At 71.1% G+C, this 24,949-nt stretch carries 20 protein-coding genes; 8 read left to right on the top strand and 12 right to left on the bottom strand.

Annotated features, from left to right (window positions below; all coding sequences use genetic code 11):
* Position 1: 1 nt before the first annotated feature.
* Both LDL49_RS03695 and LDL49_RS03690 read left to right on the top strand, forming a co-directional pair.
* Positions 2 to 499: a SigE family RNA polymerase sigma factor gene (locus tag LDL49_RS03695; protein ID WP_225289436.1), complete on the top strand. Its 498-nt coding sequence runs from the start codon at positions 2 to 4 to the stop codon at positions 497 to 499.
* Positions 496 to 2,499, top strand: coding sequence for a hypothetical protein (locus tag LDL49_RS03690; RefSeq protein WP_225289435.1), 2,004 nt, complete (start codon positions 496 to 498; stop codon positions 2,497 to 2,499). Before LDL49_RS03695 ends, LDL49_RS03690 begins: the two co-directional genes overlap by 4 nt.
* Positions 2,500 to 2,519: 20 nt before the next feature.
* On the opposite strand, the gene LDL49_RS03685 is transcribed toward LDL49_RS03690, so the two are convergent.
* Positions 2,520 to 4,010 carry a carboxyl transferase domain-containing protein gene (locus LDL49_RS03685; RefSeq protein ID WP_225289434.1) on the bottom strand — a complete coding sequence of 497 codons (1,491 nt, stop codon included), beginning with the start codon at positions 4,008 to 4,010 and terminating at the stop codon, positions 2,520 to 2,522.
* Positions 4,011 to 4,080: 70 nt separating this feature from the next.
* Positions 4,081 to 5,268: a CaiB/BaiF CoA transferase family protein gene (locus tag LDL49_RS03680; protein ID WP_225289433.1), complete on the bottom strand. Its 1,188-nt coding sequence runs from the start codon at positions 5,266 to 5,268 to the stop codon at positions 4,081 to 4,083.
* 78 nt (positions 5,269 to 5,346) lie between these two features.
* On the opposite strand from LDL49_RS03680, the gene LDL49_RS03675 reads away from it, so the two are divergent.
* Positions 5,347 to 5,886, top strand: coding sequence for a uridine kinase family protein (locus LDL49_RS03675; protein ID WP_225289432.1), 540 nt, complete (start codon positions 5,347 to 5,349; stop codon positions 5,884 to 5,886).
* Here the strand turns inward: LDL49_RS03675 and LDL49_RS03670 are convergent.
* Complete coding sequence (locus LDL49_RS03670) at positions 5,864 to 6,574, bottom strand: histidine phosphatase family protein (RefSeq protein WP_225289431.1); 711 nt, start codon at positions 6,572 to 6,574, stop codon at positions 5,864 to 5,866. The two genes, LDL49_RS03675 and LDL49_RS03670, sit on opposite strands and share 23 nt — an antisense overlap.
* Positions 6,575 to 6,693: 119 nt before the next feature.
* Here LDL49_RS03670 and LDL49_RS03665 point away from each other — a divergent pair, with 119 nt between their 5' ends.
* Positions 6,694 to 7,278 carry a hypothetical protein gene (locus tag LDL49_RS03665; RefSeq protein WP_225289430.1) on the top strand — a complete coding sequence of 195 codons (585 nt, stop codon included), beginning with the start codon at positions 6,694 to 6,696 and terminating at the stop codon, positions 7,276 to 7,278.
* 131 nt (positions 7,279 to 7,409) lie between these two features.
* Here LDL49_RS03665 and LDL49_RS03660 read toward each other — a convergent pair whose 3' ends face one another.
* The 4 genes from LDL49_RS03660 to LDL49_RS03645 form a co-directional block, all read right to left on the bottom strand.
* Complete coding sequence (locus tag LDL49_RS03660; RefSeq protein WP_225289429.1) at positions 7,410 to 8,660, bottom strand: DegT/DnrJ/EryC1/StrS family aminotransferase; 1,251 nt, start codon at positions 8,658 to 8,660, stop codon at positions 7,410 to 7,412.
* Between the two features lie 79 nt (positions 8,661 to 8,739).
* The gene (locus LDL49_RS03655) at positions 8,740 to 9,510 is read right to left on the bottom strand and encodes an amidohydrolase family protein (RefSeq protein ID WP_225289428.1); all 771 of its coding nucleotides are present in this window, start codon (positions 9,508 to 9,510) and stop codon (positions 8,740 to 8,742) included.
* Positions 9,507 to 10,205: an amidohydrolase family protein gene (locus LDL49_RS03650; protein ID WP_225289427.1), complete on the bottom strand. Its 699-nt coding sequence runs from the start codon at positions 10,203 to 10,205 to the stop codon at positions 9,507 to 9,509. Before LDL49_RS03650 ends, LDL49_RS03655 begins: the two co-directional genes overlap by 4 nt.
* A 10-nt stretch (positions 10,206 to 10,215) precedes the next feature.
* Positions 10,216 to 12,189, bottom strand: a complete 1,974-nt coding sequence (locus LDL49_RS03645; protein ID WP_225289426.1) for a PQQ-binding-like beta-propeller repeat protein — start codon at positions 12,187 to 12,189, stop codon at positions 10,216 to 10,218.
* An 83-nt stretch (positions 12,190 to 12,272) separates the two neighbouring features.
* Between LDL49_RS03645 and LDL49_RS03640 the strand changes: the two genes are divergently transcribed.
* From LDL49_RS03640 to LDL49_RS03630, 3 genes are all read left to right on the top strand, one after another.
* Positions 12,273 to 13,115 (top strand): amidohydrolase family protein, encoded by an 843-nt coding sequence (locus LDL49_RS03640; RefSeq protein WP_225289425.1) that lies wholly within the window; start codon positions 12,273 to 12,275, stop codon positions 13,113 to 13,115.
* Positions 13,112 to 13,921, top strand: coding sequence for an amidohydrolase family protein (locus LDL49_RS03635; RefSeq protein WP_225289424.1), 810 nt, complete (start codon positions 13,112 to 13,114; stop codon positions 13,919 to 13,921). Before LDL49_RS03640 ends, LDL49_RS03635 begins: the two co-directional genes overlap by 4 nt.
* A 68-nt stretch (positions 13,922 to 13,989) precedes the next feature.
* Positions 13,990 to 15,957, top strand: coding sequence for a hypothetical protein (locus LDL49_RS03630; protein WP_225289423.1), 1,968 nt, complete (start codon positions 13,990 to 13,992; stop codon positions 15,955 to 15,957).
* A gap of 32 nt (positions 15,958 to 15,989) precedes the next feature.
* Here LDL49_RS03630 and LDL49_RS03625 read toward each other — a convergent pair whose 3' ends face one another.
* A complete protein-coding gene (locus tag LDL49_RS03625; RefSeq protein WP_225289422.1) occupies positions 15,990 to 16,958 on the bottom strand; it encodes a helix-turn-helix domain-containing protein in 969 nt (322 codons plus the stop codon).
* A gap of 137 nt (positions 16,959 to 17,095) precedes the next feature.
* On the opposite strand from LDL49_RS03625, the gene LDL49_RS03620 reads away from it, so the two are divergent.
* On the top strand, positions 17,096 to 21,082 hold the full coding sequence (locus LDL49_RS03620) for a S8 family peptidase (protein WP_225289854.1): 3,987 nt from the start codon (positions 17,096 to 17,098) through the stop codon (positions 21,080 to 21,082).
* Here the strand turns inward: LDL49_RS03620 and LDL49_RS03615 are convergent.
* Genes LDL49_RS03615 through LDL49_RS03600 form a run of 4 tightly spaced genes read right to left on the bottom strand, consistent with a single transcriptional unit; the run spans position 21,067 to position 24,881 of the window.
* Positions 21,067 to 21,954: a dihydrodipicolinate synthase family protein gene (locus tag LDL49_RS03615; RefSeq protein ID WP_225289421.1), complete on the bottom strand. Its 888-nt coding sequence runs from the start codon at positions 21,952 to 21,954 to the stop codon at positions 21,067 to 21,069. The genes LDL49_RS03620 and LDL49_RS03615 overlap by 16 nt on opposite strands.
* 10 nt (positions 21,955 to 21,964) lie before the next feature.
* Positions 21,965 to 22,774, bottom strand: coding sequence for a carbohydrate ABC transporter permease (locus tag LDL49_RS03610; protein WP_225289420.1), 810 nt, complete (start codon positions 22,772 to 22,774; stop codon positions 21,965 to 21,967).
* Positions 22,771 to 23,637, bottom strand: coding sequence for a carbohydrate ABC transporter permease (locus tag LDL49_RS03605; RefSeq protein ID WP_225289419.1), 867 nt, complete (start codon positions 23,635 to 23,637; stop codon positions 22,771 to 22,773). Before LDL49_RS03605 ends, LDL49_RS03610 begins: the two co-directional genes overlap by 4 nt.
* A 2-nt stretch (positions 23,638 to 23,639) precedes the next feature.
* Positions 23,640 to 24,881: an extracellular solute-binding protein gene (locus LDL49_RS03600; protein WP_225289418.1), complete on the bottom strand. Its 1,242-nt coding sequence runs from the start codon at positions 24,879 to 24,881 to the stop codon at positions 23,640 to 23,642.
* Between the last annotated feature and the right edge of the window lie 68 nt (positions 24,882 to 24,949).

Raw genomic sequence — 24,949 nt, 5'->3', positions numbered from 1 at the left:
TGTGATCGACTCCTCCACCATGGCGCAGCCGTCATTCGCCGAGCTGTTCGCCGCCCACTACCATCCCCTGGTACGGCTGGCGGGCCTGCTCGGCGCCGACGACCCGGAGGACATCGCCCAGGAGGCGTTCTCCCGGCTGCACACCAGACGGCTGCGCGACGACGGGGCGGCCGTGTCGTACCTGCGCACGATCGTCTGCAACCTCACCCGCAACCGCCTGCGCCACCTCAGGCTGGTCCGGCTGCGCCGCCCCGATCCTCCCGAGCATGAACGCAGCAGCGAGCAGGCGGTGATCGTCGCCGAGGAGCACCGCGAGCTGCTCGCGGCGCTCGACCGCCTCCCGCGCAGGCAGCGCGAGGCCCTCGTCCTGCGCTACTGGCTCGACCTGTCCGAACGCGAGATCGCCGACGTCATGGGCGTCTCGGCGGGTTCGGTCAAGACCCACGCCAGCAGGGCCCTGGCCGCGCTGGGCAAGGCGCTGAAGGAGGAGGACCAGTGAGCGATCTGGAAGCACGCCTGCGGGCGGCACTCGACGCCCAAGCCCAGACCTACGAGGCCGATCCGAACGCCTGGCTCAAGGTCCAGCGCCGCACTCCCCCGCCGGTGCCGCGCGGGCGGTGGCTGCTCGCCGCCCTGCCCATCGCGCTGCTCGCCGTCTTCATCCCCATCCTGCTCAACGGGGGCCTGGGCCGAAACAGCGCGAGCGACCCCGACGAGGTCTACAAGCAGCTCATGCAGGACAAGACGGCGGCCGGCGAGCAGGTGGTGGTGGACGACCCGGCGCAGGGCAAGCCGCTGCGCCTGTGGTTCGCGCGGAACCAGGACGGCGTTCCCCTGGTGTGCCAGGTCGCCCAGGCCGTGGACGGCGATCCCTTCGGCTCGTGCCACGACCTGGGCACGGCCGAGGTCTTCGAAGGTGGCGGCACGTACGAGGGCACCACCCGGAGCGACACTCCGTCCGCCTATATGGACTACGGGTTGTCCATGACCGACGTGACGAAGGTCACGGCCGTACTGACGGACGGCAGGCGGGTGGAGGCGACGCTGCATCGGTCGGAGGGCGCCCCGATGGTCATCTGGACGCTGGCGCTGTCGGCCGCGGACCGGGTGGCCAAGGTGGAATTCACCGACGCCAAGGGCAGGCAGGGCACGGACCAGTCGCCCAAGTCCCTCATCCACGAGAGCAGCAGAGGCACACCGATCGGCCAGGCGCTGCGGCTGCCCGGCGCGGTCACCGTGCGCCCCTACGACTACAAGGTCCAGGGCCGCCGGATCTTCTGGTTCCGCCAGGGCAAAGAAATCGGCTGGATCAACCTGGACACGAAGGATCCGACGCCGGACCCCGTGCCGATGCTCTTCACCGATGAGGGCCTGATCTTCACCGCCGCGAGCAGGGACACCGCCAAGATCCAGCTGGCGACCGGCTCCGACGCCCCGATCACCCTGGAGGGCAGCCCCGATCCGTGGAACCTCGGCCGCAACCTGTTCACCCTCGCACGCCTAGCGCCGCTCGACTGGACCCCCGGCGGCTGGGTGGCGGGCTACGACGCCACGGGCAAGCAGCTCTGGCGCAAGGACTTCCCACCCCGCCCCTCATCGACGAAGTCGAACTTCAAGCGGACCGGCGAGCCCATCACCGTCCCCGGAACCGACGACTTCAGCAACGGGCCGGTACGGCTCTCGTTCGGCACGCAGCCCTACGAGGACGGCCTGCAGCTGTGCGCCACCGGCGGTACCGGCTCAAACAGCAACAACCCGAGCAGTTGCACCCCGGTGCGGCCCGAACCCCCGTTCGGCCGGTTCTCCAGCAGCAAGGTGCAGACCTATCTGCCGCTGCCTGGCAGCTTCCTCGCCTTCGGCGCGGCTGAGGACGACTGGCTGTCCATCGAGGCGGTGATGGAGGACGGACGTCGCCTCCCCGCCACCCTGATGCGCGGCAAGGACTTGCCCGCGCCCGTGTGGTGGGTCAGGTACCCGCGCGACGCCAAGCTCGGCGCCTTCGTGTACAAGGTGCGAGGCAAGCAACTCGAACAGGTCGAGTCGAGGCAGCGCTCCTGGTGCTGGGACGACAAGAAGCCCCTGGACGCCGGCCACGTCTTCGCCGGCGGGCTCACCGCCCACCTGTACGCCGACGCGTGCGTCAAGTGGACGAAGGACGGCAAGGAACAGCCCGGCTCCTTCCAGCCCGCTCCGGGCGGGAAGCTGAGCGACATGATCGCCGCCCCGGAGCTCCCGCTGAAATGGTCGTCCCATAAGGGGCAGTGGTACGGCTTCACCCTGCCCGGCACGGCCAAAGTCGATATCACGCTCAAGGACGGCGGACACGCCACCGCGAGCACGGTGCCCGACCCCTGGGGGCAGGGCGTGCGACTGTTCGCCGGGCCGGTTCCCGAGGCGGCTACCAAGCAGGGGCTGTTCTGGCCGGGCGTACGGCTCACCGGCTACGGCGCCGACGGCCGCGTGCTCTGGACGTACGAGCCGAAGGAGCCCTCGCGGTAACCAGCCTGGCGAGCCCCAGGCTAGCCGCCCAGGTTGCGGTAGCGGGCCTGGCGGGCCACTCGACGGTCCGCCGGGCTCCGCGCCAGCAGCCCGGCGATCTCGTACTCCAGCGCCCGTCCCACCCGCTCGCAGAACGCGCGCGGCTCGTACGCGGCGTCGGGCACCTCCGGGATCACCCGGTCGACGATCCCGTCGCGCCGCAGATCGGTGGCCCGCACCCGCTGCTGCTGGGCGATCTCCGGCGCGAAGTCCACGCTGCGATAGAGGATCGCCGAGGCCCCCTCCGGCGGCAGCGGCGACAGCCACGCGTGCTGCGCGCACAGCACGCGGTCGGCGGGCAGCAGGGCAAGCGCCGCGCCGCCCGCGCCCTCACCGAGCAGCAGGCACACCGTCGGCGCGTCGAGCATGACCAGGTCGGCCAGGCAGCGGGCGATCTCCGCGGCCAGCCCGCCCTCCTCGGCCGCCTTCGACAGCGCCGCGCCCGCCGTGTCGATCACGGTGACCAGGGGCAGCCCCAGCTCGGCGGCCAGCCGCATGCCGCGCCTGGCCATCCGCAGCCCGCCGGGGCCGAGCGGCGAGCTGGGCCGGGCCCTGCGCCGGTCCTGGCCGAGCACGACGGCCGGCGCGCTGCCGAACCGCGCGAGCGCCAGCAGCAGGCCCGGCTCGTTCTCGCCCGCGCCGTTGCCGGTGAGCGGGGTCACGTCGGTGGCGGCCAGCTTGAGCAGCGTGCGCGCGCCGGGACGGTCGTCGCGGCGCGAGCGGGTGATCGCCTCCCACGCCTCCACCGGCCGCAGGTCCTCCTCGGGCGGCTCGCCGGCGACCAGCCCGGCACGTTCGGCGCACAGCACGGACAGCGCCCTGATCGCCACCCCGCGCGCGTCTTCGGCCGACACCACCGCGTCGACCAGCCCGTGCTCGTGCAGGTTCTCCGCCACCTGTACGCCTTCGGGGAAGGGATAGCCGTGCAACGACTCGAACACCCGCGGCCCCAGGAACCCGATCAGCGCCCCCGGCTCCGCGGCCGTGACATGCCCGAGCGAGCCCCACGACGCGAACACCCCGCCGGTCGTCGGATGCCGCAAATACACCAGGAACGGCAGGCCCGCCGCGCGATGCGCCTGCACCGCGGCGGTGATCTTCACCATCTGCACGAACGCGAGCGCGCCCTCCTGCATCCTGGTGCCGCCCGATGCGGGCGCGGCCAGCAGCGGCAGCCGCTCACGGGTGGCCCGCTCGGCCGCGGCCACGACCCGCTCGGCCGCCGCCACCCCGATCGACCCGGCCATGAACGAGAACTCCGAGACCACCACGGCGACCCGGCGCCCGTCGAGCAGGCCCTCGCCGGTGATGACGGACTCGTCGTAACCGGACTTGGCGCGGGCCGCGGCCAGCTCGTCGGCGTAGGAGGAGCCCGGCGTCACCGGATCGGCGGGCGGCGCGTCCCACGACTTCCACGATCCCGCGTCGAGGACCGTGTCGATCAGTGTGCGCGCGTCCGGACGGCTCACCATGGCTCCCTACTAACCGGCGATGTTGGAATGTTGACGCACGAGAGCGCCCGCCGGTGCCATCGGATCCGCATCACCCCTCGCGCTCTTCCAGCCAGCTGAGCACGGCGTCGCCGTCCTGGCCCAGGGCGGGCGGCGCGGTGTGCGTCACCTCGGCGCCACTCTCTTCGGGGCCACTCTCCTCTGTGTCGTCTTCGAAGCGCAGTGGGGGGCCCGGCAGTTCGATGCGGCCGAGGACGGGATGGTCCACCTCGATCACCAGGCCCTGCGAGCGGGTCTGGTCCCAGGAGTAGACCTCGTCGATCGAACGGATCGCGCCCGCGGGCACTCCCGCCTCGCCGAGCCTGGCCAGCCAGTGGCCGCGGTCGTGCGCGGCCAGAGCCTTCTCCATGTCGGCGATCAGCTCATCCCGGTGGGCGAATCGCTCCCTGTTCGTCGCATATTTAGCCACATCTGGGTTTATGCCCAGTAGGGCGGCGACCTTCTTCCACTGGCCGTCGTTGGCCGCCGCGATCTGCAGCATCCCGTCGGCGCAATGGAAGGCGCCGTAGGGGGCGATCGAGGCGTGGTGGTTGCCGTTCGCGCCGGGCACCTGGCCGCCCACGGTCCAGGCCGTGCCGTGGTAGGAGTGCACACCGGTGACGGCGGCCAGCAGCGACGTACGCACCACCCGGCCCCTGCCGGTCCGCTCGCGCTCGTACAGGGCTCCGGTCACGCCGTACGCGCCGTGGATGCCCGCGAGCAGGTCGGCGATGGACGCGCCCACACGGTACGGCTCGTCACGCGAGGGGCCCGTCAGCGACATCAGGCCCGCCTCGCCCTGGGCGATCTGGTCGTAGCCCGGCCGGCCGCCCTCGGGCCCGTCGTGGCCGAAGCCGGTGATCGACAGGATGACCAGGCGCGGGTTGAGCTCGTGCAACCGCTCGACGGAGAAGCCGAGGCGGTCGAGCACGCCGGTACGGAAGTTCTCGATGAGCACGTCGCTCTGGCGTACCAGGCGCTCGGCGAGTTGTCTGCCCTCCGCGGACTTCAGGTCGATGGCGATGGACTGCTTGTTACGGTTCGCCGCCAGAAAATAAGTGGAAATATCGTGATCCGGCCCGACAAAGGGCGGCCCCCAGCCCCGGGACTCGTCCCCTCCATCTGGATGCTCCACCTTGATCACCCGCGCGCCGAGATCGCCGAGCATCTGAGCGGCATGCGGGCCCGCCAAGGCCCTGGACAGATCCAGCACCACGATGTCACCAAGGGGTCCGGGCAAGGTCAGCCTCCAGAATTGCGTTCGTGGCGAAAGAGTAGTCTTTCAGGCTGCGTGTCTCCTTCACCTACCCTGGGACCCGTGGAATCGCCCGCCCGCCGCATTCAGGCGCTCGATCCGTCGTGCGGGCCGGTCCGGCTGGTCGCCGTCGACGGCCCCGCCGGATCGGGCAAGACCACGTACGCGGGCGAACTGGCGGCCGAACTCGGCTGCCAGGTGGTGCACAGCGACGACTTCCCGGTCCCGTGGGACGAGGGCCCCGGCGGCTGGTTCGACGCCCTCGACACGCAGGTGCTCCGCCCGCTCCAGCGCGGACTCCCGGGCGCGTTCCGCCGTTATGACTGGGTACGCGGCGAATACACCGACCTGATCACGGTCCCTGCCGCACCGGTCCTGATCATCGAAGGCGTGGGCACGGCCCGCAGATCGGCGGCCCACCTCCTGGCGTTCACCATCTGGGTGGAGGCGCCTGAAGAGGTGCGGCTGCGCCGGGTGATCGAGCGCGACGGGCCGGAGCTGGAGCCGCGGTGGCGCGTGTGGTTCGCCACCGAGCAGGAATGGTTCGACGCCGACGACACGCGGGGCCGGGCCGATCTCGTCAGAACGACCGCGGGTGGTTGACGTCGTCAAAGGACCGCAGGTGGTCGATGTCGTTGAAGGACAGCAGCTCAAGGCGCCCGTCCAGCGCCCGCCACGTCGAGACCGACGCGTTGAGCACAGGAGCGAACTCAGCCATGGCGGCCACGTCGGCATCGGGCGTCTCGGCGATCACATGCCGCAGGGCCAGCACCACCGTGTCGTGCGCGACGATCAGCACCCGCCGCCCGGCGGCCCGCGCGCCCAGCTCACCGACCGCCGCGCGCACCCGTACCGCCACGTCACCCACCGACTCACCGCCCGGCGGCCGATAGTCGTAGTCCCCCGCCGCCCGCCACCGCGCCAGCTCCTCGGGATGCCGCCGCCCGATCTCCGCCTCGTTGTACGGAGCGAGCATCCCCCGCTCCCGATCCCTGAGCCGCTCGTCCGTCGTCACCGGCAACGTCCGCCACACCTTCGAGGCGCTCGCCCAGGTGTCGAGCGCACGCACGTAGGGCGAGCACCACACGACCTCGGGCGCCTCTTCCTCCGGCAGCGCCCCCAGCAACTCCCCGAGCGCCCCGGCCTGCCGCCGCCCCAGGGCCGTCAGGGTCACCTCGTCGTCACCACGTTCGTAGACGAGTGGCGTGTCGCCCGCCCGCCGGTAGGCGGCGTTCGCCTCGCTTTCGCCGTGTCGTACGGCGAGGATCCGCGACGGTCCCATGTAGTGCATGGTGTCATGGTCATTTCTCGGTAGGCCGGTGGGTTGCCGGGCCGGGAATGCGCCGCACGTCTTTATATTGACGAGCAGTGGGCGTGCGTCGTGCCTGGTGTTGAGTGGTCGGAGTGAACATGGTCGGTGGAGCGTCCGGCGATCCCAGCCCGAAAGGGAAGCGTGGTTTCTCCGACATCGACCCCACTTTCCGGGCCACCGCGGCGGCATCGGCGGGTGGCACACTCGCCATCTGGTGGCCCGCGTTCACGCTCGGCGCGTACGACGCCATCTTCTTCGACGCCGTGCTGGGCATCTGGGCCGTGGCCGCGGCGGTGCTGCTCTCGGGCCTGCTGCTACGCGTCAGAGGCGCACTGCACTGGGCAGGGTGGGTCGCCCTGATGCTGCCCTCGGCGTGGATCGTGCTGGCCTTCATCGCGCCGAGAACTCACGGGGTTCGCTACCTCCACTACTTCGAGGTGGTGCTCACCCTGGCCGGCGCGCCGGCCCTGGCATGGCTTCTGTCGAGAATCCTGCTGCCCGATTACGCCGAGCTCCCCGAACTGCACCGGCTGCGGGCAATCGCCGTCACCATCGCGGTCGGGATCCTGGCCTTCCTGCTCGGCAAATTCAATCACCTGTTCCTCACCTGCGCCGATTTCGACGTCAGCGGCAACAACACTCCGCCCGGCTGCGCGCAAGGCCCGCCTTTCCACCTCCTTTGAGGGACTTCGTACCGGTAGAAGCGGGCACGGATGACGGTCCTGGGGGGTTTGGAGGCCTGGACGGCCGCCGCCTTTACAAAGTAGATCCGGTCCTGCAAGGCGTCCCGCCTATGGGCAGGGCCGACACGACGTCACGCCCGGCCAGGTCGTACGGGCGCCGCGCCGTCGGCACCGGCGGGCGGCATGGCGGCCAGCACCTTGGCCAGGGCTTCAGCCAGGTGGGCGGCGTGGCGGGGATCGTCCATGAGCATCGACTGCCGGACCCAGACCACCTCCCGAGCCGCCGCCTCGGCGGCGGGGCACGGCTCCGCCCGAGCGCCCTCCCGAACGAGCGCCGCCATCGTCCCGAGCGGCGGGTACCCGCCTTCGAGCGGCACCCCCTCGGCGGCCATCGCGGCCAGCAGGAACTCCCGGTCCACTGGCTCGTGGAAGCGGAGCATGAGCAGATGGCGGGAGTCCCGGGTGGTACCCGGTGGCCGCGGCACCACACTCACCGAGCCCGAGCCCGCACCCGCCGATTCACCGCCGTGCGTCGCACCCCACTCGGCGGCCAGTTCACGTTCGACGGCGGCACAGAAAGCCTCGCGGCGGTCGATCTCGGCGTCGAGGCGGTCGAGCCAGGGCAGCAGGAGGGCGGCCTGGATCTCGGTGAGCCGGAGGTTCCAGCCGACCGATGGGTGGCCGTACCACTGGCCGCCGAGTTCGCGGCCGAGGTTGCAGACCGACCAGATCGCCTCGTACGCGGTCTCGTCGCGGCAGACGATCAGGCCGCCCTCCCCCGCCGTCATGGCCTTGCTCGCCTGGAAGCTGTACACCCCGGCGTCGCCCAGGCCGCCGACCGGGCGGTCCTTGTACGTCGCGCCGTGCGCCTGGGCGGTGTCCTCGACCACGACCAGGCCGTGGCGGGCCGCCACCGCGTTGAGCGGGTCCATGTCGGCGGGGCTGCCGGCCAGGTGGACGGGCATGATGGCGGCCGTTCTGCCCGTCAGCGCCGCTTCGACGGCCTCCGGTGACAGGTGCAGGTCCGCCGGGTCCACGTCGGCGATCACGGGCGTGGCGCCGGCGAGGAGCACCGCCGTGGCCGAGGCGACGAACGTGTAGGCGGGCACGATCACCTCGTCGCCCCGCCCCACGCCCATGCCTCTCAGCGCGGCGAACAGGCCCAGTGTCGCGTTCCCGACCGCCACGCCGTACGGCACGCCGGATCTGTGGGCGAACGCGGCGGTCAGGTCCGTGACCGTGGAACCGCCCTGGGTGGCTCCCCACCGGCCGCTCTCCAGGACCTCGGTGACGAGGGCGCGCTGGGCCGGGTCGAGCGGCGGCGGCCACGCGGGCCAGGGCGCCGAGCGGACCGGTGTACCACCGTGGAGGGCGAGGGTCACGGGGAGCGTCCCTTTCGATTCGGCTCAGGGCGGGGCGTATTGGGGTGAGCCGGCGGCTCAGGGTGGGGCGGGGCGGGGATTATTGAGGGAGAGCGAGGAGGCGGGCGAGGTTGGCGCCCTGGACGAGGGTGCGGTCCGTGTCGGTGAGCGGGGCGAGGGCGATGCGGCCGAAGCCGGTGCGCAGGTCCAGGAAGCAGGCGTCCGAGCCGAACACCACCCGGTCCGCTCCGATCATGTCCACGAGGCGGGCGATCCAGCGGCCGGTCATCCTGGAGCCGCAGGTCTCCAGGTAGAGGCTCGGGTGGTCGGCCGCCAGCCGCGCGGCGCGGGCGAAGCCGTACGCCCAGAGACCGGTGTGCCCCATGAGCAGCGGCACCGCCGGACGGCGGGCGGCGACGGCGGCGAACTGGGCGGGATCGCTCCACGGCGAATCGGTCTGGGCGTGGGCGAGCACGGGCCGGCCGAGCTCCCACACCGGCTCGTAGAGCGGGTCGTCCAGACGGCACTGGTGCACGTCGGGATGCAGCTTCACGCCCCACACGCTCTCCGTGGTCAGGGGCGTACGGCGATGCGGGTTGTAGACCTGCCAGACGCCGAACCGGCCGGGGAAGCGCTCGGCGATCTCGGCGGCCAGCCGGTTGCCGCGTACGGCGTCCGGGCCGACGGCGAGCAGGTGGCTGATGCCCATCGCGGAGACGCCGATCCGGTCCATCGTGGCCACCAGGCCCTCCGCGGACGGATCGGGGATGAGGAAGTCGGGCCAGTCGCCGACGTGACCGTGCGCGTCGAGGATCACGTCGGCCCGCTCAGGGAGGGGGTCCACATCGGCCCGCTCAGGAAGGACGGTCACATCAGCCCGCTCAACGAACCGGCGGCGATCAGGTCGACGGCGGACGGCTCCAGGTCGAGGTGGTCGAGGAGGAAGCGGGGGCCGCAGTCGTCGGCGATCGGCGCGCCCGTACCGAAGACCAGCCGGTCGGCCCCGAACCGGTGGGCGAGCCATTCGACGCCGCCCTGGGTGTTGACGGTGCCGATCTCCAGCCAGAGGCGGCGGGTCTCCGCCATCAGTTCGGCCACCGCGCGCAGGCGGCGGTAGCCGGGGTTGAGCAGGAGGACGCGCTGCTCGGGCAGCCGCTCCATCAGCGTGCCGAGCTGGGCGGGCGAGGTCTCCTCCAGGTCGATCGCGACGGACAGGCCGAGGGCGGCAAGCCAGCGCAGAGCGATCGGGCCGGTGAGGTCGAAGCGGTGGCGTTCTGGACAGAGCCTGATCATGCGGACGTTCCACCCCAGCACCTCGTGCAGCTCGGCCGGCGCGGACGCCCCCGTCACGCCGGGCACCACGACGGGCACCGGGATGAGCCGGGGGTCGTCCAGCCGCAGGAGGGCCTCGTTGCCCGCCTGCGCGTCCGAGTAGAGGCTGAGCGTGTGGGTCGCACAGGCCTGGTCGATGCCCAGCCGGTCCATCTCGGGCCCGGGGTCCGACGGCAGGTCGTCGAACGGTACGGGGCCGATCAGCCGGTGGGCATCGATCACTGATTTCGGCACAGACCGAAATCTAGCCAGCGGTCGCCGGGATGGTCAAGGGCGGGCAGCCGGGGTCGAGCCTGATCCGGGCCAGGTTCCGGCCCACCAGGGCCCAGGCACGCCAGCTGCCGGGCTCGAAGTGGAGCTGGGGATTGGTGTACCACTCGTCGCCCAGGCCGGTGGCCAGCAGCTTGGCGTCGGTGCCCAGTTCGTAGGCGTTGCCGCCGCCGAAGAAGGTGGACACGAACACCTTGCCCCGATGCACGGTCAGCTCGCCATAGCCGGCCAGCTTGCCCTGGCTGACCACCTTCTTGGTGGCCAGGCTCATCGCGATCCAGGCGCCCGAGTCGCGCTTGTACACCCCGTACAGGAGCCCGTTGTGCACCTTGATGTCCTGGAACGTACGGAAATTGGCGACGGGATCGACCTGCCAGAGCACCTTGCGCTTCCTCAGATCGAACGCCGCCACGGACGCCGAGGTCTTGACCGGCGGGGTGCCCCCGCCGCCGAGCACGTCGCCGCCCAGGTAGACGACGCCGGCGCCCAGTGAGAGGCTCATCAGGCTCTGGCCGGGGATGACGTCCACGTAGACGTCCATCTTGCCGGTGTCCGGGTCGACCACGGACAGGGCGCCGGACAGCTTGGCGCCGAGCGGCGCGGAGGCCACCAGCAGCTTGTCGGTCAGCGGGTCGTACTCGATGTCCCACGGCCGCTGCTGGTCGTGGCCCAGGTAGCCGAGCCCGCGCACCTGGTCGGTGCGGATGTCGATGGAGAGGATCTGCCCGCTGGGGTACATCGCCGCGTAGATCTTGTTGCCGCGCCGCACCAGGTCCTTGGGCTCGCCGGGCAGGCGGAACCTGCGCTTGGCGCCCGTACGCAGGTCGCGGACCTCCATCGAGAAGTGCCCGCCGATGTAGAGGGCGCGGTTGGGCACGAGCAGCATGCTCTGCGGCCGTTCGGCGCCGGCGGGGATTCCGGCGTCGATCAGGTCCACGAACTCCGACTTGCCCGTCCGCAGGTCGAGCCACCACATGCCACCGCTGCCCGAGACGCCGAAGAGGGTGTTGTCGTCGAGCAGTTGCAGCCGCCTGGTCTCGTCGCCGAGGGACGGCGGGTCGGCGATCTTCGTGAGCGTGGCGTCGCCGGACCGGTAGCGGTAGACGGCGCCGTCCGGGCGGGTGGTGGCGTAGACCGTGCCGTCGGCGGCCACCGTGAGCATGTCGAGGCTGCCCTCCGCCAGGGCGGGCTGCCGGAGGTCGGTGCCGTCCTTGCGCACGTCGATGAGGGTCCCGCCGCTGGCCGCGAACACGCGGTCGCCGTGCTCCGCGACGGCGCCGAACCCCGTGGGGCCGGTGGCGAGCCGCGTGACCGCGCCGGTGGCCCGGTCGATCGACATGAGCTGGGCCTTGTCGAGCAGACCGGCGTAGACGTGGTCGGCGTCCGCGGCGATGGCTCTGACGTAACGCTCGCCGGGCGCCAGTACGCCGAAGTTCCGGACCGCGCCGGTGCTGGGGACGTACTCCCAGACCTTGCCGTCCGGGTACGTCCCCGCGTAGAGGGTGCCGTCGGGCGCCGCGGTCAGGCTCCAGACGAAACCGCCGTTCTTCCCGAACGAGTACAGGCGCTTCACCTCACCCGTCGCCGGGTCGAAGCTGTAGAGGTCGGGGACCGGGTACGTGCCGACATAGATCTTGCCACCGGACACGGCGGTGGCCCAGCCACCCTCCGCCTCACCAGCGGCCGGGCCGTCGGGGAGCGTGACGCTCCTGACGACCTTGCGGGTGTCCAGGTCGATCTCCGCCAGTACGGGCGGCTTGGGTCCGCGTTCGACGACGTAGGCGTGTCCTTCGTGGACGACGGCGCCGACGATCGCGCCGGTGACCGACGCCGGTCCGAACGTCTCCACCGCCGGGCTCGCACAATCAGTGGCGGCGACGGCGGCGGTGGGGGCTGTGAGGAGGGCGGGTAACAGGCCGGCCACGACGACCATGAGTGAGCGGAGCATGTGGGCCTCGCGTTCATTTCTGAGCAATTATGGCCCCGACCGTAATCTTATGCGCTCTGTTCGTCAATGGCATGATTGGGCGCATGGCGATTAAGGACAAGGCCGGTATGGCGTTCGACGCTTGGGGGCTGATCGGTGGGCTGGAGGTGGCCCTGGACGTCGACGTGCTCGTGGGCGCCTACCCGGACCGCGACGGGCCGCCCGGGACTCCGGCCACCGTACGGGCGATGCTGGCGGCGCACCGGATCCGGGCGGGGGCGGTGGCGAGCCTGCGCGCGGCACTCTTCGACGTACGCTCGGGCAACGACGCGACCCTCGCCCTGGCGGCGCCCGACGACCTGGCGGCGGCCGATGCCTTGGCGGTGGTCAACGGAAGGGCGACGCCAGGCGGGCCGACGGCCGGAGCGCCGGTGGCGTTCGTGCCGGTCGGGGTGGTGGATCTGCGGGACCCCTTGCGGGCGGGGCGGGAGATGGACCGTCTCGCGGCCGCGGGCGTCCGGGCGGTCCGGCTGTTTCCGGACGAACAGGGTGTGGAGGCCGCTTTCCCGTCAGTGCGGCATGTCGCCCGTCGGGCGGCGCGGCTGGACATGACGGTGCTGACCGGTGGCGACGTACGCAGGTTCTGGCAGCCGTTCGCCGGGCTGGAGGCCAGGGTGGTCTTCCTCGACACGCACTTCTACCATCTGGGCGACTTCCTGGTGGCCGCCGCCGACGAGCCCGGCTTCCACACCTCCACCCGCCTGCTCAACTCCCCCGACGCGCTGGAGACGGTCGCCGCGGAGATCGGCGCCGAGCGACTGCTGTACGGCTCACGAACCCCCCACTACGAACCCATTGTCCCGCTGCTCAGGCTGGCGACCAGCGGCCTGAAGCCCGACGAGGTGGCCGCCGTGGCGGGCGGCAACGCCAGGAGGCTACTCGGATGATCATCGATGTCCACGCCCACTGGGGCCCCTGGTTCTTCACCATGGACGTGGCCGGGGCGACCCTCGCCACCATGGACCGCTATGGCATCGACCGGGCCATCGTGTCGTCCACCGAGGCGGTCATCTACGACGCTCCGGCGGGCAACCGCGCCCTGGCCACGGCCCTGAACGCCCAGGCAAACGGCGAAAACGGCGAGCGCGGAGGCGACCCAGACAACGGGCGCGGAGACAGCCCGGACGGCGGGCGGGGAGGCGGCCGGGGTCGGTTGTACGGCTATGTCACTATCAATCCGCGCAGGCTCCAGGAGGCGGTCCGGGACCTGGCCGAATACCTGCCGACCGGCCGGTTCGTCGGTGTCAAGATCCACACCGACTACACGGGCTCCCCCGCCACCTCACCCCAGTTGCGCGACGCCCTCGAACTGGTCGCCTCGGCCGGCTGCCCGGCGCTGGTCCACACCTGGGGCCGCTCGGTGCTCGACCTGGCCCAGGTCTGCCTCGACACGCCGGGGCTCCGGGTGATCGCCGGGCACATGGGCGCCGACGGGTTCCGGTACGCGATCGAGGCGGCCCGCGCCTGCGACCGCCTCTACTTGGAGCCCTGCTGGTCCCACGCCCCGGCGGGCCGCATCGCCGAGGTGGCGGCGAACGTGGACGCGCGCCAACTGCTGTTCGGCACCGACGCGACGCTGATCGACCCGTCGTCGGCCTTCGGCTCGGTCGCCGCGGCGAACCTCACCGGCGAGACGGCCGAGCGGATCGCGTGGCGCAACGCGGCTGAGCTGTTCGGCCTGGAGACGGCCTAAAGCCCGATCTGGACATTACGGCCCGGGCCGTTATAGCGTGCGGCGAAACTTCACCAAGGGAGCCGCACATGATCCCCCGTCGTCGTTTCCTGCGAGCGGCCGCCGCGGCCGCCTCCCTCACCGCCGTACCGGTCATGCAGGCCCGGACCGCCGAAGCCCGATCCGGCCAGGAGACCAGCAGCCGCGAGCCCGAGGGCACCGTCACCGGCCTCGGGCCCGCGAGCGTCGCCAGCCCGCTGGGCAACGGTGAGTTCGTCGGCGGCGTCCTGTACGTGGGCTCCCGCGGCCTGTCTCCCAACGTGGTGGGCGCCTACGACCTGGCCAAGGATTCGGTCACCACCCATTTCGACATCCCCACCGGCGTGGGCGTCTGGGCGATGTGCCGGGTGGGCACCGACGTCTACGTGGGCACGCACGCCCGTTCCGACCTGTACCGCATCGACACCGTCGCGGGACAGGTGACGAAGGTCGCCGAATATCCCGACCACTACATCTGGACCATGGCCTCCTCCCCCGACGGCAAGGTCTACATGGGCACGTCGGAGCCGGGCCGCGTCTGGGAGTACGACCCGGCCACGGGCACCAGCCGCGACCTGGGCCGGCCCGCCCCGGGCGAGGCGTACGTACGCAGCATCCAGGCCGACGACAAGTACGTCTACGCGGGCGTCGGCTCCCACGCCCACCTCGTCGCGATCGACCGGGCGACCGGCGAGAAGCGGGAGCTGCTCCCGGCCGCCCTGGCCGACCGTGACTGGGTGTCGAGCATGAACATCTCCGACACCCACATAGCGGGCGGCATGAACTCCCTCGCCGAGCTGGTCGTCCTCGACAAGGCCGCGCCGGGCGACTACAAGGTGGTCAAGGCCACGGCTCCGGGTGAGAAGTACGTCGTCGCGGTGCTGATCCACGACGGCCACGTCTACTTCTCCGGCCGCCCCTCGGGCACCTTCTACCGTTACGAGCCGGCCACGGGCAAGCTGGAAGTGCTCGGCGTGCCGTACTTCGAGGCGCTCACGCACCGGCTGCTGGCCCACGAGGGGCGCGTCTACGGCATCCAGGACAGCGCGGTCTTCGTGTACGACCCGGCGACGGGCACCCTCGACTACCTCAATCTGGTGCAGCGCGGGCTCAAGGCGGCGCCGGAGGAGCCGATGTCGGTCCACTCCGACGGCCGCCGCGTCTACGTGGGCGGCAAGGGCGGCGCCGACGTCCACGACCTGGCCACGGGCAAGGTGAGCAGGCTGGGCATCTCGGGCGAGCCGAAGACGCTGATGACCGTCGGCGGCACCACCTACCTCGGCGTCTACACCCAGGCCGCGCTCTACTCCTACCGGCCGGGCGACGCGGAGCCGAAGCTGCTGGCGCGTACCGGCAACCAGCAGGACCGGCCGCGCGACCTGGCCTATGACGCGCGCACGGGCCTGGTCGTGATGCCCACGCAGCCGGAGCCCGGCCACATGAACGGCGCGCTGTCGCTCTACTCACCGCGCACCGGCACGTACGAGACCTACCGTCCCGCCGTCGAGCGCCAGACCGTCTACTCCGTCGCCACCCGCCTCGGCACCGCCTACCTCGGCACCACCACCCAGGAGGGCCTCGGGCTGCCGCCCGTCACCACCAGCGCCAGGCTGGCGGCGTTCGACCTGGTCAAGCGGAAGCTGCTGTGGCAGATCGAGCCGATCGCGGGCGCGCGGTCCATCTCCTCCCTCGCGCTGGGCCCGATCACCTTGTACGGCATGGCGAGCACGGGTGAGGTGTTCGAGTTCGACCTGATCCGCAAGAAGGTCACCAGGACGCTGAAGGTGGGCGCCAAGGGCGGCGAGCTGTTCGTCACCGGCCGCGTCGCCTACTGCACCGACGGCGACAAGGTGTACAAGCTGGACCTGGTCACGTTCACGGCGAAGACGATCGTCGAGGGTCTGGCCGGTCAGTGGTTCGGCGGCGAGCCCAAGCTGGCCCTGGACCCCTCCGGCAAGGCCCTGTACGGCGTGCGCGGCCGCGACCTGGTCCGCATCGCCATCTCAGGCCACCGCTGACCCGTCAGAACAAGAGCCAAGAGCCAAGCCAGTCAGATCCAGCCGCGTTCCCTCGCCGCCATCCCCGCCTGAAAACGGGTGATGGCGTTGAGGTCCTGCATGAGGTCGTGAATGCGGCGCTGCACGGTACGCAGCCCGAGCCCGAGCGCCCGCGCGATGCCCTCGTCGGTCAGTCCCCCGGCCATCAGCGCCAGCAGGTCCCTGGCCAGCTCGTCCGGACCGTCGGCGGGCGGCCGGGGCACCGCGCGTAACGGGAAGCCGCGCAGCCACTCCCGCTCGAACAGCGCGATCAGCGCGTCCAGCAGCGCCGAGTGGTGCAGGATGAACGCCGCGTCGATCGAGTAGGTTCCGTTGCGGATGGGGATCAGCGCCAGCGCGTCGTCGGCGATCCACATCTTCACCGACGCGTCCGCCACCACGCGCGCCTTCTCGCCGCGCGCCGCCGCGTCCTGGATCAGCTCCAGCCGGCCGGGCATCGCCAGCACCTCCAGGTCGTAGACGCTGCGATAGTCGATGCCCGCCTGGATCATCCGCTGCTCCCGCTCGACGTTGTTCGAGTGGTCCGGCATGACGTACGGGGGCTTGTCGATGTTGCGGAACATGCTCTGCGCGCTGTCCTGGAGCGCGTACGCCCGGCTGATGATGTTGTCGGTGCCCATGACCACCTCCACCTGCTCGGCCGGATGCGCCGCGTAGCGCGAGGCCCGCTGGAACGACGTGGTGAGCTCGTGGATGGCCGTCCGCACCTGGTGCAGCTCCTCCTCCTGGCGGCTGAGCATCGGCCGGATGGCGATGTCCGGCGCGACCGCCACGTACCTGGCGCGGCGGCCGGGCAGGCGGCTGGCCAGACCGCGCCGGGCGAATCCGGCGAGCGTGCGCGCGGCCAGCGGCGTCGACACCCCGCAGTGCGTGGCGAGCTCGGCGGCCGATGACCGCGGATTCTCGACGAGCATCGTGTACAGGCGGCTCTCGGCCGGTGACAGGCCGATCGCTTCGAGCATGGCGGCACCCTTCTGACCGATGGCGGGATACCGCCACCTGGCGGGTTTTAGCCCCTCCGGCGTACTTGTGCCCTGACTAATTCCCAGATTAGGTCAGCGAGGAAACGATCTCCACCGCACAGGAGAATGCCGTGCGCATGCTGTCCACCCCCCGGCGCCGCGGTCTCGGGGCCTTACTCGCGTTCGCGCTGGCGGTGCCGCTGGTCGCCATAGCCGAGCCGGCCACCGCCGCGCCGACCGCCGCGCCCGCCGAGGCGCCCGCCAACGGGTCCGCCAACGCGCCCGCCGCCGTCAAGGCGACGGGGACGGCGCCCGTCAAGATCACCCTGGTCACCGGGGACACCGTCACCTACTCCAAGGACGCCGCGGGCCGCGCGGCGGTCGTCGTGGACCCCCGCGACGGCCACGAGGCGACGAACTACCAGGCCCAGCAGGACGATCACGGCTACTACGTGATCCCCGCTGACGCCGGTCCTTACGTCAGCAGCGGCCTGCTGGACAAGGAGTTGTTCAACCTCGACTACCTGGCGGCCAACGGCTACGGCGACGCCAAGGCCGACCGGCTCCCGCTCATCGTCCAGTACCAGCCGCAGGTGAAGTCCGGCGACGTCGCGGGCAAGGCCCGGTCGCTGAAGGGCGGGGCGGAGCCGCTGGTCCTGAAGAGCATCGACGGCGCCGCGCTGAAGGTCGACAAGAAGCAGGCCGGAGCCTTCTGGCAGTCCGTCACCGGAGAGACGAACCTGGAGGCGACGGCCAAGGCGAGCCCCGCCCTCGAGAACGGCCTGCGCAAGGTGTGGCTCGACGGGAAGGCCAAGGCGCTCGACGACGTCAGCAACCCGCAGATCGGCGCGCCGAAGGCGTGGGCCGCCGGGTACGACGGCACCGGTGCCACGGTCGGCATCATCGACACCGGCATCGACGCCCGGCACCCCGACCTTCAGGGCAGGATCGCCGAGGCGCGCAGCTTCGTCCCGGCCGGCCGCCCCGGCGGCGGCGACCCGGCCAACGTCTCCGACAAGTTCGGCCACGGCACCCACGTGGCGGGCATCATCGCGGGCAGCGGCGCCGCGTCCGACGGCCGCTACAAGGGCGTCGCGCCCGGCGCCCGGCTGACCATCGCCAAGGCGCTGGACGACACCGGCAGCGGCAACAACTCCGAGATCATCGCGGCGATGGAGTGGCAGGCCGCCACCGAGCACGCCCGGGTGGTCAACATGAGCCTGGGCAGCAACGGCGCGACCGACGGCACCGACCCGCTGAGCCAGGCGGCCAACGACCTGACCGCCGAGTACGGCACGCTGTTCGTGGTCGCGGCGGGCAACTCGGGCCCTGACCGGTTCACGGTGGCCGCGCCCGGCGCGGCGACCTCGGCCCTCACAGTCGGAGCGGTCGACTCCGCCGACAAGATCGCGTCGTTCTCCAGCCGCGGCCCGCGCCTGAGCGACGACTTCGCGATCAAGCCGGAGATCACCGCACCCGGCGTGAACATCATCGCGGCCCGCGCCGCCGGGACCTCGCTCGGCGAGGGCAGCAGCGTCCCGGGCGGCGGCCCGATCGACGACAACTACACGGCGGCGTCCGGCACCTCGATGGCCACGCCGCACGTGGCCGCCGCGGCGGGCATCCTGGCCGCCCAGCATCCCGATTGGACGCCCGACCAGCTCAAGACCGCCCTGGTGGGCACCGCGCAGCCCCTTGACGCCACCTCGCCGTACGACCAGGGCGCCGGGCGGCTGGACATCGGCCGGGCCGTCGCTCAGCAGGTCTTCGACGACCTGTCGGCGGTGTCGGCCGGGTTCACCGACCCGTACACCGGCCAGACGCTCACCAAGAAGGTGACCTACCGCAACACCGGCAAGGCCCCCGTCACGCTGGCCCTGTCACTGGCACTGGCGCACGACGGCACGCAGGCGCCCGCCGGGATGGCCACGATCACGCCGTCGTCACTGACCGTCCCCGCCGGTGGCACCGCCGCGGCGGACCTGACCATCGAGCCCAAGCTCGGCGACCCCGGCTGGTACGAGGGCCGGCTGACGGCGACGGCCGGGACCGACCGGCTGACGGCGCCCATCGCCTTCCGTAAGCAGGCCCAGATGGACACGGTGCACGTCAAGCTCGTCGGCAAGCCCGAGTGGGCGAGGCTGAACCCCGGACCGCTGGCCGTGATCAGGGTCAACGACACCGATCCGATTCTGGCCGGCGAGCCGCGCACCGTGACCACCGAGAACTGGCGGACCACCGACGTGCCCGGCACGGTCGAGGTGGACGTGAAGCTCGCCCACGGCGGCATCTACTCCGTCAGCGCCCAGCCGTGGTGGTACACCATGCCGGCCCACCAGCTCCAGTACGGCCTGCTGATCGCCCCCGAGACCAAGCTCACCGGCGACACCACGATCACCCTGGACGCGACGAAGACCGAGCGGCTCCGCATCAGCACGCCGCGCGAGTCGGAGCCGGTGTTCCTGAACGTGATGAACGTCCGCACGACCGCCTCGGGGCAGATGTACGCCGGCGCCTCGCTGCTGAGCTACGAACCGGCCATCACCGGAAACTACTGGGTCACGCCGGTCACGGCCAAGCCGACCGTGGGCACCTTCACGTTCCTGTTCGACCAGATCCGGCGGGCGCCGGAGGTCTCGCTGAGCGTGCCTGGCCTGTCGCTGCACCCGCACTACGTCAGTGAGCATGACGCGCTGGTGCCCAAGTTCGCCGCCGACCAGCGGCTGAGCCTGACGCCCATCGGCGCGGACGTACGCGGCAAGCTGGTCTACCTCCCCGCCAGGGACTCATTGCAGCTCCTCCTGACCGACATGGAGACGGCGATCAAGGGCGGGGCCGCGGGTGTGATCACCAACGACCGCTTCGCCTGGCTCCTCAGCGCCGACGCCTACCTCGCCCAGAACAAGCTGCCCCTCCTGTGGCTCGACAGCGCCGAAGCCGACGCCCTCGGCAAGGCCATGGCCCGCAAGCCGTACCCGGCCGGGAAGCTGACCGTCCAGCCGACCAGCCCGTTCGAGTACAAGCTCGCCTACTACGTGAAGGGCACCACCGCTGACCGCTTGACCTTCGCCCCGAAGGCCCGCGACCTGACCGCGATCGACACCACCTACCACGCCGAGTTCCCCCAGAAGGCCGGGAGGTGGGGGGCGTACCCGAGCTTCAACGAGGTCAACCACACCTTCATCCCCGTCCAGCCGCTCAGCGTCCGCGGCTCGCACCTGTTCGACGTGCCCGTCTCCAGGACCGAGTACTACAACACGACCGGCAGCGAGGTGTTGTGGCAGCGCGACTACCAGTTCCGTGACCCCGCCACGGACCTCACCCGCCTGGCCACTTCCGAGCGGGCCTTCGTCCGCGCCGGCCAGGAGCGGGAGAACTGGAACGAAGCCCTCATGCCCACCCAGATCACCGCCGGGCCTGACCGGCCGGACTGGCTCGATCCGTCGGTGTTCTGCGACGGCTGCCGCCAGGGCGACCGGATGCGGGTGCGCGCGCTCGTCCCGGCCGGCCTGGGCTACTACACGGACGCCTCCGACCCCAGCCACACCTACGTAGGGGCGCCGGGCGACGAGCAGACCCACCTGTTCAGCGGCGAGACGGAGGTGCAGCCCCAGTACGACGAGATCGGCCTGCCCTACTACGGCGTGCCTGCCGGGTCGGGCACGTACCGGCTGACCAATGTGTGGAAGGACGGGTTCACCGGCAAGCACGCGGGCAGCAGCGTCGAGTCCACCTGGACGTTCCGATCCGCCCGCCCGGCCAAGGACAGCGCCCCGTACCAGTGCCTGGACGGCCTGCTCTTCGGTGACAAGCAGCCGTGCGCGCGGCTGCCGCTGATCCAGCTCCGGTACGAGCTCAACCTGCCGGGCAACGACACCGTGGCGGCCGGCCGCCCCTTCGCGTTCACCGTCAAGGCCGAGGGCGGCGCGTCCGCGCTGCGGGTCTGGACCTCCGCCGACAAGGGCGCCCACTGGACGCCGGCCCTGGTCCTGCCGGGCTCGGGCGACTCCTACAAGGTCCTGGTGGTCAACCCCGCCGGCAGCATCACGATCAAGGCCGAGGCGAAGGGCAAGGACGGCAGCGCCGTCACGCAGACCGTCGCCGACGCCTACATGGCGAGGTAGCCCCCCGCCCTCGCCACCGCGGCCCGTTCCTGCTCCGGCAGGGACGGGCCGTAGGGGTCGTGGGCGTGGGACTCCGGGATCCGGCCCTCGGCCGCCGCGAGCCACAGCATGCGCTGCACGTAGCCCTCCATGGGCTCGGTGAAGGTGGCCGCGGCCAGGCGGTCCAGGCGGCCCGACGCCGCGTCGAAGGCCCGCAGGTCCGAACCTCGGTAGGCGGCCATGACTCCGGCGGTGACGGAGACCGACGCGGCCGCCAGGCCCACCAGCGCGGCCTCGGCGCCCCACAGGAGCGACGGGCCGAACATGCGGTCCTCACCGGTGATGGCCAGCCTGCCCGTCTCCCTCGCGAGGGTGATGGCGCGCTGGCAGCCCATGGCGTCGGACAGCAGCGCGGTCTTGATCCCGGCCACGCCGGGATGCCGGAGGAGGTCCCGCATGGTGTCGGCCGGGCAGGGCCGGGTGTAGAGGTCGAAGGCGATCATGGGGATGCCGGCCGCCCGCCAGATCGCCTCGTGACCGCCCAGCCGGTCGCCCTCGGTGGGGAAGACGAGGACGCCATCGGCGCCGAGGCTCGCGGCCACCCGAGCCTCCTCCTCGGCCTGTTCCGGCGCGCCGCCGACGCCGACGATGACCGGCACGCCGAGCGCGACCGCGCGCTCGATCACGGCGGCGCGTACGTCCGGCGTCAGGTACGGCCCGCGGCCGGTGTGCGCGAGCACCGCCAGCCCGTCTGCACCGTCCTCGACCAGCCCGGCGAGGTAGCGCGACACCACGCCGAGGTCCACCTCGCCCGACTCCGTCATGGGGGTGGCCGCGGCGGCGAGCAGCGTGCCGCGAAGACGATCACGGAGGACTTGTGCCGAAATATCCACCCGAGAGAGCTTATTTCAGCCCAGTCATCGCGATGCTGTTGACCAGGTACCGCTGCAACAGGAAGAAGACCAGCAGGCACGGCACCACGGAGATCGCCGCCGACGCCATCAGCACCGACAGCTGCATCTCCTCGGTCCGCAGCGTGGTCAGGCCGACGGTGAGCGTACGCGTGGCGTCGCTCTGCCCCACGACCAGCGGCCACAGGAAGTCGTTCCAGTGCCACAGGAACACGAACACGCCCAGCGTGGCCAGGACGGGCCGGGTCAGCGGCACCACGATCGTCCAGTAGACCCGCAGCTCGGAGGCGCCGTCCACCTTGGCCGCGTCGAACAGCTCGTCGGGCAGCCCCATGATGAACTGGCGCATCAGGAACACCGCCTGCGAGTTGGCCAGCGTCGGCACGATCAGCCCCCAGAACGTGTCCACCCCGTCCAGGCTGTTGACCAGCACGAACGTCGGGATGAGGGTGGCCTGGAAGGGCACCATCATGGTCGCGAGGAACGTCCAGAACATCGCCTGGCGGCCGGGGAAGCGCTTCTTGGCGAACGCGTACCCGGCCATCGAGGCGGTGAGCAGGATGATCACCACCGAGACCACGGAGTACACCAGCGAGTTGACCGTCCACCCCACGAAGCCGGAGGCGGACAGCACCCGCGTGAGGTTGTCGAGCGTGAGCGAGTCCGGCCACTGCGCGGGCAGGGTCGGCGCGCCCGCGGGCGACAGCGCGACGACCAGCATGGCGGCGAACGGGCTGACGGTCAGCACCGACAGCACGCCGAGCAGCGCGACGAGCGGCCATCTCTGCCGCGTGCGCGTCATGTGTTCCCCCGGTCCAGGAAGCGGCGCTGGATCAGCGACACGATGAGCACCAGGGCGAACAGGACCATCCCCCACGTGGCGGCGTAGCCGAAGTCGAAGGATCTGAAGCCGTGGTCGTAGATGCCGTAGATGAGGGTGTAGGTGGCCCTGGCGGGACCGCCACCGGTCATCACGTAGACGGTGTCGAAGGTCTGGAAGGCACTGATCGTCTCGATCACCAGGACGAAGAAGAGCGCGGGCTTCAGCAGCGGCAGCGTGATCCGGCGGAAGCGCTGCCACGCCGAGGCCCCGTCGACCCGGGCCGCCTCCAGGTAGGAGCCCGGAATCGCCTTCAGCCCGGCCAGCAGGATCAGCATCGAGTAGCCGAAGCCCTTCCAGGCCGACACCACGGCCAGGGCCGGCAGCACCAGCGACGACTGCTCCAGGAAGGCCACCGGGCCGAGCCCCGCCTTGCCCAGCACGCCGTTGATCAGGCCGTCGAACTCGTAGATCCACCGCCAGATGACGCCCGCCAGCACGAAGCTGGTCACGTACGGCAGGAACAGCATGCCGCGGAACAGGCCGCGCAGGAACACGACCTGGTTCAGCAGCAACGCCGTGCCCAGCGACACGAGCAGGGTGAGCGGCACATAGACGGCCACGTACACGAGCGTCACGCGCAGGCTCGTCCAGAAGATCGTGTCGTCGAGCAGCCGGGCGTAGTTGTCCGCGCCGACGAAGCTCCACTCCCCGCCGATGTTCCAGTTGGTCAGGCTCATCCCCGCCGCGCCGAGGGCGGGGAAGATCCGGAAGATCAGGAAGAGCACCAGCACGGGCAGCACGAACAGCAGGCCCGTGACCGGGTCACGCAGGCGTTGGCGCATCCCTATCCGCCGCTGCCCAGCAGCGCGTCGGCCTCCTTGGCCGCCGCGTCGAGCGCCGTCTTCGCGTCCTCCTTGCCGAGCAGGGCCGCCTGGATGTGCGGGGCGATGACGCCCATCACCTGGCGGGCCTTCGGGTGGGTGTCACCGGGGAAGGCGTACTGCAGCGACTTGGCGAACTCCGTGGCCGCGGCCGACTGTCCCGGCACGGTCACGTCGGTACGGGCGGGGAAGAAGCCCGACTCCGCGGCCAGGCTCGCGGCGACCTCGGGCGAGGACAGGTAGGTGGCGAACTTCTTCGCCGCGTCCTTGTTCTCGGCGTGCTTGGCCAGCACCAGGGCGCCGGGGATGCCGAACGCGACCCGCTTGGTGCCCTCCAGCGGCAGGCCGATGCCGACGTTCTCGGCGCCGATCGCGGCACCGAGCTGGGTGGCCTGCAGGGCGGTGGCCGCGTGGTACATCGCGCTCTTGCCCTTGGCCAGGGCGCCGCCCTCGATCTCGTTGCCCTTGCTGGCGGCGTCCTCGGGCAGGCCGCCCGCGGCCTTCAGGTCGAGCAGCAACTGCAGGCTGTCGACGCCCTGCTGGCCGTTGAAGGCCACCTTCTTGCCGTCGGGGGCGAAGACGCTGCCGCCGTTGGCCCACAGGATGGGGTAGAAGCTCTGGTTGAGGCTGACCTCGGGCTTGCCGGGGTAGTCGAGCACGGCGACCTTCTTGGCGGCCAGCTTGGGCGCCGCCGCCTTGAGCTCGGCCAGCGTCTCGGGCACCTTGTCGACGCCCGCCTCGGCGAACAGCTTCTTGTTGTAGATGGGCGCGGTGATCGTCTGGTAGATCGGCACGCCGTACAGCTTGCCGTTCACGGTCAGCGCGGTGAGCGCGCTGGGCAGGTAGGAGGCCTTGTCCTTGCCCACCACGTCGTCGACGGCCTCGACGGTGCCCTGCTGGGCGTACTGCGGGATCTGGTCGGGCCCCAGGACGACGAGGTCGAAGCCCTTCTTCGAGACCAGTGCCGTGGTGACCTTCTCCTGACGGCCCTCCCACGGCTGCTGGTCGATCTTGATGTCGATCGACGCGTTCTTGGCCTCGAAGTCCTTCTCGACCTTGGCCCAGAACGCCTGGCTCTTGGCCTGGTCCCCGATGACGGGGTACATCCAGAGGGTCACGGTGCTCTTGTCCGAGCCGCTGGATCCGCACCCGGCGGCGGCGAGGGCCAGGGTGGCCGCCAGGCCGAGTGCCGCTGTCTTCCTCATCGGCGGATTCCTTTCGAGTAATACCGGTCCTGACCGAAACCTAATGACGGGACCTCGTGCGGTCAATG

It is taken from the genome of Nonomuraea aurantiaca (assembly GCF_020215705.1).
Classification (GTDB): Bacteria; Actinomycetota; Actinomycetes; order Streptosporangiales; family Streptosporangiaceae; genus Nonomuraea; species Nonomuraea aurantiaca.
This window is presented reverse-complemented; position numbering and strand designations above follow the sequence as displayed.